This is a genomic window from Njordella aestuarii (assembly GCF_056494165.1).
The window spans coordinates 5,939,177-5,958,890 of record NZ_CM151397.1; the positions used below are offsets into that span (position 1 = coordinate 5,939,177).

The window sequence follows — 19,714 nt, forward strand, 5'->3', positions numbered from 1 at the left end:
GCGATTAAACTTAGGGTTGATCAGAAAGTCTTGCCCGACCTTTTTAAGCATCGCGACCAGTGAGTTCGCCACGCGTGAAGGGAGCCGGACACACTCTCCCGTGACCGACACTTAGCAATCGGTTTCACCGAATGATCCAAACTGGCGAGATAGAAGACTAGTCGCAATTTTAAAGCACACCGGTTGCCGACCACTTTGCGGTCATACTAGTGTACCGGTTGCGACTAGTGTAGCGTCAGATTTTACCTACTGGTTTTGTTAAAATTCGGCAATCCGTGCCTTCTAGTTAAGGCGTTGCATTGCCGGATTCAACTCAGGTATTGTCGCAGAAACGGAGGGCTCGCGCCCTACCGCTACAATTTGTTTGCGGAAGTGATTGCAGGATAATCCCTTACATACCAAGCGTCTTGTCAGCTAGCTTTGGCTGTGTTGATACTGATCGGCGCTTTTACCATCGCCAGTACATTGCGCAATTCATCTAGCGTTGGATCACTAGTGGTGGTCTCGTGAACTACGACAGCCGGTGCGATCGAATCTTCGGTTGGCAAACGACTCTCGACGTTATGCTCGCCAAGCTTCGGTGACACCAACGGCGCAGCGGCGGTTCGAACCAATTCTGGCTGGTCCAGCGCATCAAGTTCCCACAGCGGCGATAGATTGATTCGCTCCACACGGCTATTTCTTCGCCGTGGATCCAGTAGTCGATATGCCGCTGACATGACGGAAGCGATCTCTTCCGTTTGTGTTCCGCTCAATTCGGACGCCAAGCTTTTCGCACGACGAATGCGTCGTGAAAGAGCTCCGCGAATCAAATCAGCCTGCGACTCGCGATAACGCAAGGCCAGTAACCGGAAGTCATTTCGATTGATGCCCAACGCACCAACCGGCGGGTATTCATTTACAAAAGTAGTCATCGCATCCAAAACTGCTCGATTGCTCTTCCTGAACGTCTTCCTGGCAAACACCGCGTTTTCCGGGAAGTTTCGAACTGTTTCCTTGCACAGCTTTTCATTGGCGACGCCAAACAGGTGGGGCGTCTGCGGGAATGGTATTACATTTATCGACTAAGAATAGTTCGATTGAAGATGAAATTGGTTCAGCCTAAAACCGGGTTTCCAACGCCGATCGCCGCTTTGGCTGCCCCCACCGCCTAGAGACATCGCAACGGCGTCTTTCCATCCCCGTTGCGATAAAAAGTCGCACCAAAATAATTCGGCTTATTCGTCGGTGACGCACCCCAGGGAGGCGCTTTTGACGTTTTTGATGTATTTGTAGAGAGTTCCGCGAGTCACTTTGAGAGGCGGAGCAGTCCATGCTGCAGCCCTTTTCTTCATTTCGGCGTCGGAAACGGCGACGGCAAGCAGGTTGGACGCCGCATCGATGGTGACGATGTCGCCGTCCTGCACCAAAGCGATCGGACCGCCTTCTTGGGCTTCCGGGGTCACATGTCCAACAATAAACCCATGAGAACCACCTGAAAAGCGACCATCGGTCAGCAAGGCGACGTCCGCTCCCATCCCGGCCCCCATGATGGCGGAAGTCGGGGTCAACATCTCTGGCATTCCCGGCCCACCTTTGGGACCTTCAAACCGAATGATGATGACGTCCCCCTTTTGGATCTTCTTTTGCTCCAGCGCGGCAAGCATCTCTTCTTCGCTATCAAAGCAGCGAGCTGGCCCTTCGAATTTTAGCCCTTCTTTGCCGGTAATTTTGGCGACGGCTCCGTCCGGGGCTAGATTTCCACGCAAAATCTGGATGTGCCCCGTCGGCTTGATTGGGTCGCTAAGCGGCTGAACGACTCGCTGACCTTCCTTTAATCCTGGCAAATCCGCGACGTTTTCAGCGAGCGTTTTTCCGGTAACAGTCATGCAACTGCCGTCCATGAGGCCGGCTTCGAGCAGCATTTTGATTACCGCGGGCGTCCCGCCGATGCTGTGAAGATCTTCCTGGACGAACCGACCGCTCGGCTTCAAATCGGCCAAGAATGGCACCCTATCGCTGACTTTCTGGAAATCGTCGATGGCTAGCGGAACGTCGACGCTTCGCGCCATTGCTAGCAAATGAAGGACGGCATTAGTCGATCCTCCAAGTGCAATGACGATGACCATAGCGTTCTCGAAAGCTTGTCGCGTCATGATGTCGCGCGGTTTCAGGTCAAGCTTCAGCAGATTGTGAACCGCTTGAGCTGCTCGCCTGCATTCGTCCTTCTTGGCGGGGTCTTCGGCCGGAATCGACGAGGAGTACGGCAGCGACATGCCAAGAGCTTCGATGGCAGACGCCATGGTGTTGGCAGTATACATTCCGCCGCACGCGCCAGCCCCTGGACAAGCATTGCGAACGATTTGAGCTCGTGTTTCTTCGTCGATTTCGCCTGATAGAAACTGACCGTAGCATTGAAAGGCTGATACGATGTCCAGCGACTGGCCGTTCCACTTGCCGGGACGAATGGTGCCGCCGTAGATCATTAGAGAGGGTCGATTCAAACGTCCCATGGCCATCAAGCAGCCTGGCATGTTTTTGTCACAGCCTGGCAAAGTGATCAATCCGTCATACCACTGGGCACCCATGATCGTTTCGATCGAATCGGCGATCAAATCACGGGACTGCAACGAATAGCTCATCCCTTCCGTGCCCATTGAAATCCCATCGCTGACGCCGATGGTGTTGAATCGCATCCCGACTAGTCCCTCTTCCTGAACCGCCGCCTTTACTTCCTCGGCGAGCCCCAGAAGGTGCATATTGCAGGGATTTCCTTCATACCAGACCGAACCGATTCCCACTTGCCCTTTATTCATGTCCTCGGGTTTAAGGCCGGTGCTGTACAGCATCGCCTGGGAAGCTCCCTGACTTTTCGGCTGGGTTATTCGTTTGGAAATTCGGTTGAGTTCAATTGCCATCGGTGCTGCTAGGTTTTCTGGGGAAATGAAAAAGAAGGGACGCTCGGTTCAAAATGTGCATCATCGCCGGTTGTATGTTCGCTACAAAGTGATGCAAACTCAAATCACCCATGTCGCGATGTCTGAAATTGAAGGTGCTGTAGGATAACTCTTGCTGCTTCAATCTCAATAGGCTCGCATATTCAAACCGCTCTGTGACAACTTAGAAAATATGGATCATTCAGCAAATTCGAGTAATAAACAACGTGTTGTTATTATTGGCGGCGGGTTCGGCGGCCTGGCAGCGGCGAAACGGTTACGTCGCGCTGACATCAGCGTCACCTTGATTGACAAGAACAATTACCACCTGTTTCAACCATTGCTCTACCAAGTCGCAACCGGCGAGTTGTCCCCGGCGAACATCGCATCGCCGCTGCGTGGGATTCTTCGTCGACAAAAAAACTGTACGGTCCTGATGGGTGAAGTGCTGGACATCGATTTGCAAGCTCGTGACGTGAAATTGGACGACGGGCAACATATCCCCTACGACTATCTCATCGTAGCCACGGGAGCAAAGCATAGCTATTTTGGCAAAGACGTTTGGCAGCCGTTGGCCCCGGGGCTAAAAACAATCGAAGATGCCACCGAGATTCGTAAGCACATCCTATTTGCTTTCGAACAAGCGGAGCGAACTGCCAATCCTCTCCGTCGCGAAGCTTGGTTGACGTTTGTGATCGTCGGCGGTGGTCCCACTGGAGTCGAACTCTCGGGCGCACTCTCAGAGATCGCCAATCATACCTTGCGATACGACTTTAGGAATATCGACACTGTCCAAGCAAAGATATTGCTGGTCGAAGCGTCTGAAGACCCTTTAGACATGTACCCGCCAAAGCTCACAAAACACACTCGAGAAGCTCTCGCCCGACTCAACGTTACACTGATCAACAATTCGAAAGTCACGGAGATCTTTCCCGACAAAGTTGTTATAACTCACCGAGATGGAGCTGTTCGAGAAGTCGAAACCAAAACTGTCATTTGGGCTGCTGGCGTTGCCGCAACGCCGCTCGCTAAATTGCTGGGTGACAAGACCGAAGCGAACGTGGATCGTGCCGGCCGCGTCACGGTGCAGCCTGATTTGACGGTTCCAGGGCAAGGTCGCGTTATGGTTATTGGAGACATGGCATCGTTTCCGCATCAAGAAGGAAGACCGTTACCTGGACTTGCGCCAGTCGCAATGCAACAGGGCCAATACGCCGCAGACAGAGTTATCGCGGCAGTTGCCGGCAGGGAATTCAATCGAAAGTTTCACTATACGGATCGTGGATCTATGGCCGTGATCGGCCGCTTCCACGCCATCGCCTTAGTGGGAAAGTGGAAATTTGGCGGGACGTTTGCTTGGCTGCTATGGCTCTTCATTCACATCATGATGATCACGCAATTTCGCAATCGATTCTTAGTCGCCAGCCAATGGGCCTGGACTTTTTTTAGTCGCGACCGCTCCGCTCGACTCATCACCGGCAAGCCGCCGGCATAAAATTGCGCAATCCAGGGCTGAAAAAGAGAAGCAACTTCGAATTACAAATCAGTCCAGGACCTAGACAATCCATTCTTGCTTTTCTCAGCATTCGATAATCGCCAGAAAAAGCAACGACGGCAGTCGGTCTTTCTCACGCCAGATCGTCAGCTTTCCACTCCATCACTGCGACAACAACCTTATACTCGTGAATGATCTTCTCTTCATTTGTCGCGTCTGGAGTTCTTGAGCTTTAGATTCGGCCAACTTAGCGGACATTGTAGATATAGCGGTCTTCTCAAAAGCGAATTTCGCCTAGGATTGTTCCCTATCCCGAATGTGGGAAAGCATTTCAAATGGGTCAACGATTTTGAATTTCCAGCATAGTCGTTCGAATGTTTGCAATAGCTGACCGGAAACTCTTAAGTCCAGGATGTCTTTGTCTCGAGTTACCAGAAACTCAGCCTTCGCTGCAAAAGCTAGGTCGATGTATTTGGCATCCTTCGGATCGCGATTGAATGGAAAGACGCTTGGAACACTAGTTAAGAGCAGCGAACACAATTTGATTCGTTCGATGAAATCAGTAATGGTCGACGCTGTTAATGAGGGAAATTTACGTTGAAGGGTCGGGCGATTTAATACATCAGAGAGCTCTTCCATCGAAGTGTCCGAGATCAATAGTTCCATAGAACCAATCTCAGCCAGTTCGAGAAGAGCAGCGGCAGGTCCGTTAGCTCGAGCCGCTGCTTGCAGAAAGATCATGCAGTCAAAAACGACTCTTGGCCTTCCCAATTATTTTCGTCCCTGCTTTTCCGTATGTACATCACTACGGGCAGCCTCAAAAAGGCAATCAAGTTCTGAGTCGGAGGTCCCGGACTTTGCGATTTGCTCACGGAATGGAGCCAAGATTTCGGCAAACGAACGGCTTCCGATTACGCCTTTACGGATCAATTCAGCAGCATAAGACTCTACCGATTGACCACGCAAGGCAGCTTGCTCAGCAAGTATCTGCTCTGTCCCATCGGGAATGTTCACGCTGATAACCATAATCGCCTCACTAAGCGGTGACTCCGCAAGAGCTAACAATCTGCCTCGTCGCCATTATAGCACTCTCAATCAGCAATCGCCAAATAGAATGATTTGCAGGTTGTTTCCAGATCTACTCATTGGGTTTGGCTGGTAAGTTTATCCGATACTTGTGCGGCCCGACCCATAATTCGGGCCGCTCACACGTGACGTTTCAATGGTGGAGACAGCACGTGTACGATTCGCTCAGCATTGCGGCCATGTACGGCCAGCGGGGACGTGTGAAAGATTCAGCCATTGCGGAAACGTAACTTAGGAGAATTTGCAATCGGCATCTAAATCCGAGCGGATATGTCACTCCGGCAAAGCCAGGAGGGAAGTTTTGTTCGCTCAGGCGATCTTCGTCGAGCGCAGAAGTGTTAAACTTAGCAAGTTGGCAAGTGAGATTCTGAGTCAGATTATCGCTTGCCGCACTTACTCTTCATAAATGGAGGCCTCATCGATCAGCACTTCGTTTCCTTTTCATGAACTCTTACTACCTTCGAATATCTCAACTTTAATCTCGATCAGGAATTTCAATGACTTATAGACTCTCCCTATTTGCTCTAACGCTGTTTGCGTTCAGTCCACTTTGCAATGCGCAGGAAGAAACACCCGCCGACGATTGGAAGCCGTCAACGATCAATCAAAAAGGCAAGGAATACCCTCAAGTCAATTCGGAACGCCTCGCAAAATTCCGCGTCGTTGCACCCGAGGCTCAGAGCGTTTCTGTTAGCTTGGGAAACGTTGCCTTGACTAAAGGTGACGATGGCGCTTGGGTCGGCACCACCGCCCCTCTGGACGAAGGCTTTCATTATTATTCTTTAAAAATTGATGGTGCTGATGTACCGGACCCCAACAGCAAATACTTCTTTGGCTCCATGCGCTGGGGTAGTGGCATCGAAGTTCCAGCGGCAGACGAAGACTTCTATGCACTAAAGAACGTCCCCCACGGCGAATTGCGACAGATATTGTTCTTCTCGAAAACGACCGACTCACATCATCAAGCGTTTGTCTATACACCGCCGGGCTATGAGCAAGAGACGGAAAAGCGTTATCCTGTGTTATACCTACAACATGGGTGGGGCGAAGATGAAACTGGCTGGGGTGCTCAAGGGCACGCCAACCTAATTATGGACAACTTGATCGCGGAAGGCAAAGCTAAGCCTTTCATCATCGTGATGACTTACGGCATGACCAACGACGTTCCGCTGGGCGGTGGACGAAGAGGCGGCGGGGGTGGCGCTGGCGGCGGACGCCCTGCGTTCAATTTCGACAAATTCTCTGGCGTCCTGCTCGACGATCTCATTCCCTATGTCGACTCCCACTACCGCACGCTTGCGGACCAACCCAATCGCGCAATGGCTGGTTTATCGATGGGTGGGATGCAGACACGTACGATTGCACCTGCGAACCTAGACAAGTTCTCACACATTGGTCTGTTTAGCGGTGGTAGCATAAGTGCTGACAGTATTACCGACATGGAGCAATTCAAGGAGAAAGTCAAACTTGTCTTTGTAAGTTACGGTAGTAAAGAATTGGGCGGAAATCGTGGAGGACGCGGTGGATTCGGCGGTGACCCTAAGGAAGCTACAGAAGCGTTGAAGACTGCCGGCATTAACGCTCATTTTTACGTATCACAAGACACTGCTCACGAGTGGCAATCGTGGCGACGTAGTTTGCACCAACTCGCGCCACTCTTATTTAACGACTGATCTAAAAATCAACTCTCAGTTCTAGAATCTCATATCTCCCTTAACATTCAGAAGGAACAAACATGAAATATCTCTTTTCATTGCTCGCTCTTGCGGCGATTTCTTGCACAACTTTTGCAGAAGACCTCACCGGCACTTGGAAAGCTGAATTCGATACGCAGCGTGGAGTGCAGAAGTACACGTTCGACTTGAAACAAGATGGCGATAAAGTAACAGGCAATGCAAACGCGGAATTGGATGGCCAGAAACGCGACATCGAGCTTCAAGATGTCGAATTCAAGGATGACAAAGTAAGCTTTGTCGAAGTACTTGAAGTACAAGATCGAGAAATCCGGATCACTTACACGGGCACAATCAACGGTAATGAAATAAAATTCACCCGCGAGGTAGGAAACTTTGGTTCCACAGATGCCGTGGCAAAGCGTGAACCGGCTGCCAATCCCACACCTTCGAATACACCGCAGGCTGGTACTAGAAACCCTAACGGTCAGGGAGCACCTGGAGCACGACCAGGTCGTGGACCGGGCAGAGGAGGCTTTGGGGGTCCGATTGAATTAGGACCTGATGACAAACCCGCCTTCGACAACCCACCATCGGACTTCGATAAAACCCGTGCTGACATTGAACATGGTAAGCTGGAAAAAGTCGAATATGATTCCAAAACCGTGGGCGTCCAACGCTGGATGCAGGTTTACACACCGCCGGGCTACACTTCAGACAAGAAGTATCCCCAACTGTACGTGCTGCATGGTATCGGTGGAAATGAACGTGAAGAATGGACAAAGCAAGGTGTTGCAAACGTGATACTCGACAACTTGATCGCTGACAAAAAGATCGAGCCGATGGTTGTCGTGTTTCCCAACGGCAACGCAACCGCTGGCGGCGAAGAACCAGGCGGTCGGGGCAATCGAGGTGGCGGTTTCGGTGGTTGGGGCGAGCCATTCAAAAACGACTTGCTAAACGACATCATTCCTTACATCGAGTCGCACTATTCCGTTCAAGCAGACCGAGAGCACCGTGCGCTGGCCGGCCTATCGATGGGCGGCGGACAGGCGCTGACTTTTGGCTTGGGTAATCTTGATACCTTCGCGTGGGTTGGTGGTTTTTCATCTGCACCAAATACAGGCGTACCTGCAGAGATGGTACCCGAGCCCGAAAAGACGGCGGGGCAACTCAAGTTGCTTTTCGTCTCATGCGGAAACAAGGATGGATTGATTAGAATCAGCCAAGGCCTGCATGCATACTTGAAAGAAAACAACGTTCCTCATATTTGGCACGTTGACGATCACGCGCATGATTTTGACCATTGGAAGAAATCGCTCTATCAGTTCTCACAACTGATATTCAAATCAGAAACCAAGTAAAACGCTATTTACTTGAGGGCCGCGGGGATCAAAACCACGTTTTGCTCCTGAGCCTCGCAGCGACCGTGGCTTTCAGAAGAGCGGCATATTCAAAACTGAGTATGCCGTTCTTTTTTGCATCCATCCAATTTCTGACAGTTCAGCGTCACTGCCCATGCCTCTTTACTGCAATAGAATCCCGGTTTTGATTGACAACCGAGGGTAATTTTGTTGTCATATGGTTGGCTAGGTCAGCGACGCCAAACCATTTCTTAGCAATTCTGCTCGTGCAACGTGTCGTACCGATGATGTAATGACAAATGATGCCTTGCCGGTGCGTCAGTTGACGTGGCGGGCTGCTATGACTGGTGCGGTATTGGGGGCTCTGCTGGTCCCCTGTAATGTTTACTCCGGCTTGAAAGTTGGCTTTACGGTCAACATGTCGATTGCGGCAGCACTGTTGGGGGCGGCTTATTGGGGGCCGCTTTATCGGCTTATCCGACGACGCGACTCAGGTTGGGACAAACTTGAGAACACTGTTAGCCAAACGACGGCTTCGGCGGCTGCGTCGATTATCTCGGCCGGGCTTGTCGCGCCGATCCCTGCACTAACAATTCTGACTGGGGAAAAGCTCTCTTGGGGTATTCTTTCGTTATGGATGTTGGTTATCAGCAGCCTTGGCGTCTTTGTTGGATTACTGATTCGAAAACAGATGCTCGTAATCCAGCAACTTCCATTTCCGACGGGCATTGCCACAGCGGAAACGATTCGCGAAATTCACTCCGCCGGAGGTGAGGCATCGCGTCGCGCCAAATATCTTTCACTGGCGATCGCAGTTGCTGCATCGCTGAAGCTGGTCAGCGATTTCGTCTACAAGCTTCCACAGCTTGGCCCCGCCCTTCCCTTGTCCAAACTGGGGCTGCCTGCGCTGACGACGAAAAAACTTGGTTTTGCGATCGATCCTGGCTTTTTAATGTTTGGTATTGGAGCGATTGTGGGCCTTCGAGTTGGATTGTCCATGTTGCTGGGCGCAATTGTCGGTTGGGCTGTGCTTACACCCTGGCTGTACGCAACGGGACGAATTCCAGAGGCCGTAATTTCATCGCAGGTCTTTGCAGACGCCGTGGAATTTTTAATGTGGCCAGGGGTCGCACTGATGATTTCAGCTGCACTCGTCTCGTTTGCACTTTCCCTGCCAGCCTTCGCCCGTTCGGTGCTCAAACGAAAACCAGCGCCTGCCGAGCACGAAGTACCAGAAGCAGCAACTGGTGGTACTGAGAGCATCAAGCGCCCAATAGGATTGAAGACAGACCGCGAACTGGTCGGTTCGGGGTTCTCAACGCGCGCTTTATTGTTAGGTTTCTGTGTGGTGAGCGTCGCCGTCGTTTTCGCTCAAGTGTCGATCTTTGCAATTCACCCAGCCATGGCCGTCCTGGCAGTGGTCATTACCTTTGCCCTTGCGATTGTTGCTTCGCGCGTCTCTGGCGAGACGAGCATTCCGCCGATTGGCGCGCTGGGAAAGATCACTCAACTGACATTTGGAGTGATCCATCCAACTGACATTTCTACAAATTTGATGACCGCAAACGTGACTGGGGGAGCCGCAGGACAGTGTTCCGATCTTCTGCATGATCTAAAAGCGGGCCAATTGATAGGGGCTTCAATACGCGCGCAGTCTCTTGCACAATTGCTTGGTGTGCTCGTCGGCTCTTTCGTAGGAAGCGCGGCTTACTTGGTCCTCGTTCCTGACCCCGCTAATATGCTGTTGACAGATGAATGGCCTGCGCCTGCCGTGATGACTTGGAAGACCGTCGCGGAGTTGTTTCGTGACGGTATTGATTCAGCCCCGCAAGGAGCTTTTACCGCAGCGATGATTGCGGCTCTTGTCGGTACGCTCCTAACGATCGCCGAGATCGTATTACCCACACGCTGGCGAAGAATATGTCCAAGCGCATCAAGCATGGGCCTTGCCTTTGTGATTCCGGCGTCGATGAGTATTTCTTTATTCTTGGGTGCAGCGGTAGCCGCGGTAGTCATGCGATATTCCCGGAAATGGGGACGAGTGGCTCTACTGCCAATCGCGGCGGGCTTAATTGCTGGAGAGAGTCTCGCGGGCGTCGCTGGATCGATTAATTCCTTGTTTTCTAGGACTTAATTGCTGGAAGGGAGCAATTGCGGTTGAAAGAATTCTTCTGCCGTGGACCATGGTTCCTGATGTAAAAAACCAAAATTGTATTAGTGGCCATCTGGCTCACGACAACTAGGAGCACTCAAACAGTGTGTGGGATTTGCGGTGAACTGCGACTTGATGATCGTGTTGCGGATGTAGCCGCTGTGATTGCAATGGCGGATGACATGTCCGCCCGTGGACCTGATGGTGAAGGACTTGTGAAACGTGGCCGATTCGCGTTTGGCCACCGTCGGTTGAAGATCATCGATTTATCGGAAGCTTCGCAGCAACCAATGGTTGACAGCGAGTTGGGTTTGACGATTGTCTTCAACGGTGCCATCTACAATTACAAAGAGTTACGTACTGAGTTAGAATCCTTAGGCTACCGTTTTTTCAGCTCGGGCGATACGGAAGTCATCTTAAAAGCCTATCATGCCTGGGGAAAGGCGTGCGTCCAGCGACTCAATGGCATGTTTGCGTTCTCAGTTTACCACCGAGATAGCGGCGAATTGTTTCTAGCGCGAGATCGTTTGGGCATCAAGCCTCTTTACTATAGCCTAACCCATGAGCGGTTCCGATTCTCTTCCAGCTTGCCTGCGCTATTAAAGACTGGCGACATAGACACCAGCATTGATCCAACCGCATTTCAGTACTACATGACGTTTCATGCAGTCGTCCCCCCGCCGCATACCATTTTAAATGGCGTCAGAAAGCTGCCACCGGCTTGTACTGCAACGATCGGCGCGGATGGAAAACTGGAGATCGAAAATTACTGGGAATTGCAGTTTGGCACTCGTCCCGACCAAGAAAAATATAACGAAAATGACTGGGTTGATGCTACGCTCGACGTTTTAAGAAAATCCGTTGAACGACGACTTATCGCCGATGTTCCCGTGGGTGTCCTTCTATCAGGTGGGCTCGACTCTAGCCTGATTGTGGGACTACTACACGAAGCGGGGCACGCTGGCATCGAGACGTTTTCGATTGGTTTCGAAACAGTTGGCGATGAAGTGGGTGACGAATTCAAGTATTCGGACATCATCGCCAATCGTTATGGAACGAAACACCACAAACTGCAAATTGATTCGTCCCAAGCGTTGCCGGCGCTGAAGCAATGCATTGCAGCAATGAGCGAACCGATGGTGAGTCACGACAACGTCGGATTTTACATGCTATCGCAAGAAGTCGCGAAGTTTGTGAAAGTCGTTCAGAGCGGCCAAGGTGCGGATGAGATCTTTGGAGGCTATCACTGGTATCCGCCGATGATGGAAACCAAAGATGCGATCGGGACTTACAGTCAAGCGTTTTTCGACCGCGACTTTGCAGAGTACATCAGCGCGGTTTCGGATAAGTTTCATGGGCCTGATTCGCCAACGGAATACGTCACGAAACATTTCGCCAAACCAGGCGCAACTCACCCGATTGACATGGCTTTGCGACTGGATACCCAGGTCATGTTAGTCGACGATCCAGTAAAACGCGTCGATAACCACACAATGGCCGCGAGCCTTGAGGCCCGTGTTCCTTTTCTTGACTACGAGGTCGTTGAATTCGCCGCCACAGTTCCGGCACGCCTGAAAATTGCAGGGGACGGAAAGCATATTTTAAAAGAGGCGGGAAGAAGAATCATTCCCGCTGAAGTTATCGACCGTCCCAAGGGCTATTTCCCAATGCCCGCACTAAAATATCTACGTGGCGAGTTTCTATCGTTTGCCACTGACGCATTATGCAGCACCTCTGCCAAGCAGCGAGGGCTTTTCAATCAGGCTTATATTTCCGAACTCGTGAAATCACCGGAGTCGCATATTACGCCGCTTCGCGGTTCGAAATTATGGCAAGTTTCCTTGTTGGAACTTTGGTTGCAGGAGCAAATTGGCTGATCATTCTGTTTCCATCCGCGTGCCGAAATTACTATCGGACTCAAAGGATTTCTGTAAATGACATCCGTAAATAACTGTTGTGGCGCAATCTTAAACGCTGGTTGGGGGCGTCTAATATTTGCACACACGTTTCCCGATGCGTCCTCTGTTGCATCGACGCTCTTAGACGAGGTGCCCGACAAGCGAGATATTGCGTTCTACGTTAACGATCCACATTTGATCTTGAACCAGGCGCCGCAAGATTTATTCCTCGATCCATCGAACACCTATCGTTTAAATCTTGAGAAGTGGGAAAGGCATGAGAGTGGCGACCTCCCATTCCGCATCGTACCGGTTGAGACTCATGAAGACGTCGTCGAAGTCAATCGCATTTACGCGAGCCAGAATATGGTGCCGATCGACATCGGCTATGTCTGGGACGATCGAGAAAATCCTCGCTACGACTATTTCGTGGCAAAGGCAATCGATGATGGAAGAATTCTGGGAGTAACGCTGGGGGTCGATCATACGAGATGCTTTGACGACATTTTCAATAGCTGCAGTTTATGGGCGCTGGCCGTCGATCCACAGGCAATGCAACCGGGCGTTGGAGTCGCACTGGTGCGTCATTTAGCTGACCATTTTTCCGCACGCGGCAGGTCTCTCCTCGATCTTTCTGTCATGTACGACAACACAGTCGCTATTTCTTTATATGAATCGTTGGGCTTCGAAAAAGTCGCAGTGCTCGCTATCAAACGCCGCAATCAAATCAACGAAAAGCTTTTCATTCCACACCATTCTCAGGCTGGCTACAATCCCTACGCGGCACTCTTGATCAATGAAGCGCTGCGCCGCGGCATCGCTGTTGCTCCGCTGGACCCGCAACGGGGATACTTTCGATTAACGCTCGGCAATCGACGGATAACATGCCGCGAGTCGCTCACCGATTTGACGTCGGCAATCGCGATGAGCCGTTGCGCGGACAAGCAACTGACTCGCGAATTGTTAGATGCAGCAGGATTGTCGACACCTGACCAAATCGTTTATCAAGACAACCAGTCGACGTTCGATTTCTTATCCGCTCACGGCAGCGTCGTGGTAAAGCCTGTGGAAGGCGAACAAGGGCACGGCGTCGCAGTAAATCTTCATACTCGCGACGATGTGCTGCACGCCATCGAAGTCGCCCGTCAATTCGATGACCGCGTTTTGATTGAGCAGTACGTTGCCGGTGAGGACTTGCGAATAGTTGTAATCAATTTTGAGGTCGTAGCGGCGGCGATCAGAAAACCAGCCGAAATTATCGGCAATGGAAAACATACGGTCCGCGAACTGATCGAGCGTGTGAGTCGTCGTCGAAGTGCGGCGACTGGAGGAGAAAGCCAAATTCCGATCGATGACGAAACCTTGCGATGTGTTGCAGAGAGAGGTTATTCATTCGATTCGGTCATTAACGAGAACGAATCGTTGCAAGTCCGCAAAGCCGCCAACCTTCACACAGGCGGCACTATTCACGATGTTACCGACCAACTTCACCCTGCCCTCGCGACGGCGGCCATAGCAGCAGCTCGCGCCTTGGAGATTCCGGTAGTCGGATTAGACTTTATTGTGCCATCGGTGCAGAACGACGAGTACGTGATCATCGAGGCCAACGAGCGACCAGGTTTGGCGAATCACGAACCTCAACCTACCGCCGAACGATTTATTGACTTATTGTTTCCGCACACTGCAAAACCAGTGAACTCGACAGAACGATCATAATGCCCTTCGATATCGATACCGAATTTCTGGTGGCCTCGCTCCTGCGCTTACTTGGGATTCATAGTCCTTCAGGGTATACCGATCCAGTTGTCCGCGAAGTCTGCCTGATCCTCGACGATCTTGGCGTTGAATACGAGCTTACGCGCCGCGGCGCAATCCGTGCGACCCTAAAAGGGAAACAAGAGAGCCCAGATCGCGCGTTAGTTACCCATGTCGACACCTTGGGCGCGATGGTCTGCGAACTCAAGAGCAATGGTCGGCTTGCGATTGTTCCAATTGGTACATGGTCATCGCGATTCGCCGAAGGTGCTCGCGTTTCCGTATTTACCGACACCGAGGTCTTTCGTGGGCAGATCCTGCCGCTTAAAGCATCCGGGCATACATTCAACGAGGAAATAGACTCTCAGCCAGTCGCTTGGAGTAACGTGGAAATACGAGTCGACGAACGAGTCCACACGCAACAAGACTTGATCTCACGTGGTTTTCATGTCGGAGATTTTGTGGGCATCGATTCGAATGTCGAGGTCTTTCCGAATGGATACATCACGGCTCGGCATTTGGATGACAAGGCTGGAGTAGCGACGGTGCTCGCGTTCGCTAAATACATTCGCGACCATTCCATCGAATTACCAGTCGACGTACACCTGCTGTTCACAATCTCTGAAGAAGTTGGCTCGGGTGCTTCGGCGGTCTTGCATGGCGATGTGGCGGAGATGGTATCGATTGATAACGGGACGATAGCCCCAGGTCAGTCGACTAGCGAACGCGGTGTTACCATTGCGATGGCCGATTCGACCGGGCCATTTGACTATCATTTAACCCACCACTTAATCGATCTGTGCCAGTCCAACAAGATTCTTTTTTCGCGAGATGTCTTTAAATACTATCGCTGTGATAGCGCCTCGGCTTTAGACGCAGGTAATGATATTCGCACGGCGTTGATCGCGTTTGGGGTCGATGCATCGCATGGGTACGAGCGTACGAATCTTGAGTCGTTGGTTAATGTTACACGTTTGCTTATCGCATACGGTGTTCAACGGCCGCTATTTGCAGGCCAGCGGGAAAACTTGAATTCGCTCGAGTCTTTTCCTAAAACCCGCACCACAGAAGTGGAAGGCGTACGCTTGCTGAATCCAGACCCGCTAATGCAAGAAGTGAGCGATATTGAACGCCAGAAAAGTGATGAGTAGCTCGCGTCGCCTCAAGGTGTTCAAAAACGGGTAGAATTCTCCTCTCGTCGACTGACGATGACTTCCAACCCGCTGGGTAAAGCCAGCTGCGCAAGGACTGGCCCCATGCGACCGATCCTGCTTGCTCAACATCAACTTTGAGTTATTTCAATGAAGCTTAATGTCGCTGAACTCATCGATAATAGTCGACTCACCAGCTATCAATCACTCCTGATCGCGGGGACGGCACTTGCGATCATCCTGGACGGAATGGACAACCAGTTGCTCGGCACTGCGGTTCCTGCGCTGATGGATGAATGGAACCTACCGCGTAGTTCCTTCTCCACGCCACTTGCAATGAGCCCCCTAGGGATGTTGTTCGGCGGCGCATTTGGTGGTTGGCTTGGCGACCGGATGGGGCGAAGGAATTCACTTCTGTTTAGTATTCTTGCTTTCGCGATTCCAACCGCAGCGATCTATTTCGCAAATGGCGTTTACTCTTTGAGTCTACTACGATTCCTTGCCGGAGTCGGCTTAGGGGGGGCGATGCCAAATGCCACGGCGCTTGCTTCAGAGTATGTTCCACGCTCCAAGCGTCCGTTCGCCGTCACGCTGATCATCGTTTGCATTCCGGTAGGTGCGATGTTAGCGGCATTTCTTTCCGCTCGTGTGATTCCTGCTTTTGGCTGGCGAGCTTTCTTTTTAGGCGGTGGACTAATTCCGATCGGGCTTGGTTTGTTGTTATTTTTGATCTTGCCTGAATCGCCGCGCTTTCTTGCATCGCGACCACATCGTTGGCCGGAGCTTATTCGCTTGCTGCGCAAACTGGGACATAACATTTCAAATGATGCACAGTTTGTAGATTCCTCAAGCGCATCCGCAACCAATGAGATTGATAAATCTCAAGACTCTATAGGTCGCCTGTTCACACCAGAATTCCGTCGCGACACGCTCTCACTTTGCGTATCATTCTTCTTTTGCTTGTTAGTTGTTTATCTCGCGCTGCAACTCCTTGTTACTGCCTTGAAAGATGACGGCTTTAGCCCATCACAGGCAAGCAATGTCTTGGGCTGGTGGAATATTGGCGGTGTTGCCGGTGCGATCGTTGGCGCGTTGGTCATTCAACGCTTGGGGTCAAGGCTAACGATGCTGAGCCTGAGCGGACTATCCGTCCTAGTAGCGTTTGTTATCGCTGCACTCCCGATCGGCCCGGACAACTACCTCACCTTAATGCTTATCTGTGTGGTTTTGGGAGGCGCTATCAACGCCGTTCAAGTCGCACTTTATGCACTTGCGGCTCACGTTTATCCGACAGAAATACGCGGCCGAGGAATCGGCACCGTTCTCACAGTCGGCCGACTAGGGAACATACTTGCATCCTACATAGGAATCGCCGTTCTCGATGAGGGAGGCACTTCCGCGTTTTTTGCGACGTTCGGCATCGGCATGGCTTTAGTATTTGCATCGCTTGCCGTTATGCGAAGGCATATCCAACGCAGCAAGTAAAACTCTCAAGGACTTTTCTTGGTTGCAATTGAAAGGCGCATGTGAATACTTGCCTGTTCCTGCTCTCCTTGGAACGCTACTTACTCATTTCAGCGACGTATTTTTCAAGCAAGTCTAGCGTTGCTCGATGCTGATTTTTCCTGAGCCAGGAAGCGTACGACACAAGCTTGGATGCAGTCGGAAGTGGCTTTGTCCAAAGGATTCCATCATCGGAAAGCATGTACTTAGTTTGATTTAACGTTGGAGTGGAGTTTACGCGAAGCTGGATACTCGACTTGTCTCTCGTAAAGGTCACGAATGCATAGTCTTCTTCGCGGAACCCGTTCGGCTCTTCTTTCCACCCCAAGTCGCCCATAATTTTCGCGTAGTAATCGACTATTTCAACGTGCGATGTCTTATTGAGCGTAACTTCAATCCGCTCCCCTTGTGCATCGAATTGAACCGAAGTTGATTCCGACTGCTTGTAGATCGGTATGTCGGCGGCTTCGATACCTGGCTTCGCCTCAACGTCTGGCTCCGCTGTGCGTTCTTCCGATTTGACTAAAGCCAACTGCCACGAATTCTCGTCTGCGTACTCACCGCTGCGGATCGACGTCGTCTTATCTGCCGCTTTCGAAATCTTAATCGAGACTTCTTGCTGGCCACGAAAATAATTCAACCACCGCACGTCATCTTCTTTGCTGCGTATCGCTTCGGCTGCGTGCCAGCCCATTTGCTTCATTGAATCGTTGTAGAAATCTTGGCATTGGTCTAATGTTTGGGATGTGAACGTAACTAGCGCCGGAGATCTCCCGACGTCACATTCGATATATGTACAGTCTTTCGGCACAGGCAGCTGCGACTGAGCGACGAAAGTGGTGTATTGAATGTTTAAGCTGGACGGATCATCCACAACCGGGGCAACGCTGACTCGAAGCGTAGTTGCACCTTTAACAAATTCCATATCGCGTTTATCAGCGTCTTCGCTATGCGAAGCGTTTAACCGCGAATAAGGCATCCAGCCGGCCGCGTGAAGCTTTCGGAGCAATTCAACTTCAACTGTCAAAAGGTCCGATTGAACCTGATAAAGTGCTGAAGACTTATCTGCGTAGACAACCTTGACAGGCATCGAATCGACTGACGGAATTGTTGCCGCGTTCGAATTGCCAAGACTTGTAAGACTCACAGAAGTGCTTGACGGGCCGGTTGTGTACGTTGACAGAAACAACCGAAAGCCATCTTTCTCAAAGTTCAGATAATCGGGTGTATGAGGGTTTCCAGGCTGCTCGGTCCAGCCGTTTTGACCCAATGTGTATCGGTAAAACGATTTTACTTCCTCGATTGACTCCGGAGTTTCGAAGCTCGCTACGGTCGGTTCACCGATCGTTTGTTTGCTTCCAGGAGGCCGCGGGAATGTTCGAAGATCAATAACCGACATCAGCAGAACGACTGAGATTCGCCCGTCGTCCCGCTGCTCGGATGCTGCAATTGGAATGTCCAACGGCTCGTATCCAGCCAGTTCAGCCGCCGACTTTGTGCCCCACAACTTGATGGTTCCGTCTTCCGTGGTCACTCGCAATAAGTTGTCCGATGGCAGCCAGGCGAGCCCCACAATTGCCGGCCCATGAACGTCGATAACTTGCATGACACTTCTGCGTTCGAGATCCCAGGCACGAATTGCGAGGTTGTTCGCTGACCATAACACTTTCGCGTCATCAGTGAACTCGAGAATTTCGTTCTGAGCAAAAGACCCCTCGATACTCCAACTCAGACTATCATCTTTGGTATTGGTCAACTTAAGCTTTTCGCCTGGACAAGTCGCAATCCAAGATTGATCAGCGGTTTGTGCAATGGCTTGGGAGTATCCTGTTTCCGATAGATTTGCAAGCAGCTCTTTGGTATTGGTGTCCCAGACCTGCATCGACTGGCCTGCGGCAACTAGTTTGTTGTCATCAATATAGAACAATTTGGCATAACCGTTGGTTGCAAACTTGTTCTTCAAGGAAAGATCGCTCACGTTCCAGATGCTCACTTCATTCTGGTAAGTTACCGTCGCTATTTCTGTTTCGTTGCTCGAAAAAGCGACTTGAACGATATCGTTTTGGTAGATCTGCTTTGATGCAATCTCTTTCTGGTCATTCAAACTCCATAGCTTGAGCACTCCGGTTGAATCACCTGCTACCAGCCATTTATCACTGGGAGAAATTGCCACGCTTTTGATCGATGCTTCGCTCGAATCATTGCCGAACCGCCAGAGCACCGCCGTTGGCTCCGTAGCATTCGTTTTCCAAAGAGTAAGCTTGTCGCCACCTATCGCGAACCATTTTTTGTCGTTGGAGCTGGCTGTACATGACACGAACGAGACGTCTTGCAAACGATTCCTAACCAGAAGTTCCACAGGATCGCTCGTCACAGTTTTCCAACGCGCCAGTTGCTCTGCAGTTGGAACGGGAGCTTTCTGCACTGAGGGTGCAGGCGGAGCTGGCTTCGTTACCACCTCAGACTCCGGCGTTTTTTCTTGTAAAACATCGGAGGCCGTAGCAGTGGAAAATTCATCCGGAAAGCTTCCCGAAACTTCAGCTTCGGCATCATCTGGAACTGGTCGCGTTTCGGATAAATGAGGATCAGCGCCAGCAGATGATACGTTTGTTGCACTGGGATCGGGAGCTCTTCCGCAACCCGTAAATGACGTAACTGAAATGGCCAGAAGCGAAAGCGTTGAGAAAAAGAAAAGCGCACCACTACGAAACATAGTTCCTCC

At 51.1% G+C, this 19,714-nt stretch carries 13 protein-coding genes; 8 read left to right on the forward strand and 5 right to left on the reverse strand.

Annotation, left to right across the window (positions count from 1 at the left end; translation table 11 throughout):
• Positions 1–410 precede the first annotated feature (410 nt).
• Both SH451x_RS23230 and ilvD read right to left on the reverse strand, forming a co-directional pair.
• The gene (locus SH451x_RS23230; protein ID WP_479359620.1) at positions 411–914 is read right to left on the reverse strand and encodes a hypothetical protein; all 504 of its coding nucleotides are present in this window, start codon (positions 912–914) and stop codon (positions 411–413) included.
• Positions 915–1,217: 303 nt separating this feature from the next.
• Entirely contained in the window at positions 1,218–2,897 is a 1,680-nt protein-coding gene (gene ilvD, locus SH451x_RS23235; protein WP_479359621.1) for a dihydroxy-acid dehydratase, read from the reverse strand.
• Positions 2,898–3,108: 211 nt separating this feature from the next.
• Here ilvD and SH451x_RS23240 point away from each other — a divergent pair, with 211 nt between their 5' ends.
• Entirely contained in the window at positions 3,109–4,410 is a 1,302-nt protein-coding gene (locus SH451x_RS23240; RefSeq protein WP_479359622.1) for an NAD(P)/FAD-dependent oxidoreductase, read from the forward strand.
• 294 nt (positions 4,411–4,704) lie between these two features.
• On the opposite strand, the gene SH451x_RS23245 is transcribed toward SH451x_RS23240, so the two are convergent.
• Both SH451x_RS23245 and SH451x_RS23250 read right to left on the reverse strand, forming a co-directional pair.
• On the reverse strand, positions 4,705–5,181 hold the full coding sequence (locus SH451x_RS23245; RefSeq protein WP_479359623.1) for a putative toxin-antitoxin system toxin component, PIN family: 477 nt from the start codon (positions 5,179–5,181) through the stop codon (positions 4,705–4,707).
• Positions 5,182–5,436, reverse strand: coding sequence for a hypothetical protein (locus tag SH451x_RS23250; RefSeq protein WP_479359624.1), 255 nt, complete (start codon positions 5,434–5,436; stop codon positions 5,182–5,184).
• A 557-nt stretch (positions 5,437–5,993) separates the two neighbouring features.
• Between SH451x_RS23250 and SH451x_RS23255 the strand changes: the two genes are divergently transcribed.
• From SH451x_RS23255 to SH451x_RS23285, 7 genes are all read left to right on the forward strand, one after another.
• On the forward strand, positions 5,994–7,169 hold the full coding sequence (locus SH451x_RS23255) for an alpha/beta hydrolase (RefSeq protein WP_479359625.1): 1,176 nt from the start codon (positions 5,994–5,996) through the stop codon (positions 7,167–7,169).
• A 62-nt stretch (positions 7,170–7,231) separates the two neighbouring features.
• A complete protein-coding gene (locus tag SH451x_RS23260) occupies positions 7,232–8,533 on the forward strand; it encodes an alpha/beta hydrolase (protein ID WP_479359626.1) in 1,302 nt (433 codons plus the stop codon).
• A gap of 292 nt (positions 8,534–8,825) precedes the next feature.
• A complete protein-coding gene (locus SH451x_RS23265; protein WP_479359628.1) occupies positions 8,826–10,667 on the forward strand; it encodes an OPT family oligopeptide transporter in 1,842 nt (613 codons plus the stop codon).
• Positions 10,668–10,750: 83 nt separating this feature from the next.
• Entirely contained in the window at positions 10,751–12,562 is a 1,812-nt protein-coding gene (locus SH451x_RS23270; RefSeq protein WP_479359629.1) for an N-acetylglutaminylglutamine amidotransferase, read from the forward strand.
• Positions 12,563–12,619: 57 nt separating this feature from the next.
• Entirely contained in the window at positions 12,620–14,299 is a 1,680-nt protein-coding gene (ngg, locus tag SH451x_RS23275; protein WP_479359630.1) for an N-acetylglutaminylglutamine synthetase, read from the forward strand.
• Positions 14,299–15,489 carry an osmoprotectant NAGGN system M42 family peptidase gene (locus SH451x_RS23280; RefSeq protein WP_479359632.1) on the forward strand — a complete coding sequence of 397 codons (1,191 nt, stop codon included), beginning with the start codon at positions 14,299–14,301 and terminating at the stop codon, positions 15,487–15,489. Before ngg ends, SH451x_RS23280 begins: the two co-directional genes overlap by 1 nt.
• A gap of 150 nt (positions 15,490–15,639) precedes the next feature.
• A complete protein-coding gene (locus SH451x_RS23285; protein WP_479359633.1) occupies positions 15,640–16,974 on the forward strand; it encodes an MFS transporter in 1,335 nt (444 codons plus the stop codon).
• Between the two features lie 76 nt (positions 16,975–17,050).
• Here SH451x_RS23285 and SH451x_RS23290 read toward each other — a convergent pair whose 3' ends face one another.
• Positions 17,051–19,705, reverse strand: a complete 2,655-nt coding sequence (locus tag SH451x_RS23290) for a WD40 repeat domain-containing protein (RefSeq protein ID WP_479359635.1) — start codon at positions 19,703–19,705, stop codon at positions 17,051–17,053.
• Positions 19,706–19,714 lie beyond the last annotated feature (9 nt).

Coding starts and splice junctions, on each gene's coding strand:
- SH451x_RS23230 (WP_479359620.1), bottom strand. CDS start 914: ATGACTACTTTTGTAAATGAATACCCGCCGGTTGGTGCGTTGGGCATC.
- ilvD (WP_479359621.1), bottom strand. CDS start 2,897: ATGGCAATTGAACTCAACCGAATTTCCAAACGAATAACCCAGCCGAAA.
- SH451x_RS23240 (WP_479359622.1), top strand. CDS start 3,109: ATGGATCATTCAGCAAATTCGAGTAATAAACAACGTGTTGTTATTATT.
- SH451x_RS23250 (WP_479359624.1), bottom strand. CDS start 5,436: ATGGTTATCAGCGTGAACATTCCCGATGGGACAGAGCAGATACTTGCT.
- SH451x_RS23255 (WP_479359625.1), top strand. CDS start 5,994: ATGACTTATAGACTCTCCCTATTTGCTCTAACGCTGTTTGCGTTCAGT.
- SH451x_RS23260 (WP_479359626.1), top strand. CDS start 7,232: ATGAAATATCTCTTTTCATTGCTCGCTCTTGCGGCGATTTCTTGCACA.
- SH451x_RS23265 (WP_479359628.1), top strand. CDS start 8,826: ATGACAAATGATGCCTTGCCGGTGCGTCAGTTGACGTGGCGGGCTGCT.
- ngg (WP_479359630.1), top strand. CDS start 12,620: ATGACATCCGTAAATAACTGTTGTGGCGCAATCTTAAACGCTGGTTGG.
- SH451x_RS23280 (WP_479359632.1), top strand. CDS start 14,299: ATGCCCTTCGATATCGATACCGAATTTCTGGTGGCCTCGCTCCTGCGC.
- SH451x_RS23285 (WP_479359633.1), top strand. CDS start 15,640: ATGAAGCTTAATGTCGCTGAACTCATCGATAATAGTCGACTCACCAGC.
- SH451x_RS23290 (WP_479359635.1), bottom strand. CDS start 19,705: ATGTTTCGTAGTGGTGCGCTTTTCTTTTTCTCAACGCTTTCGCTTCTG.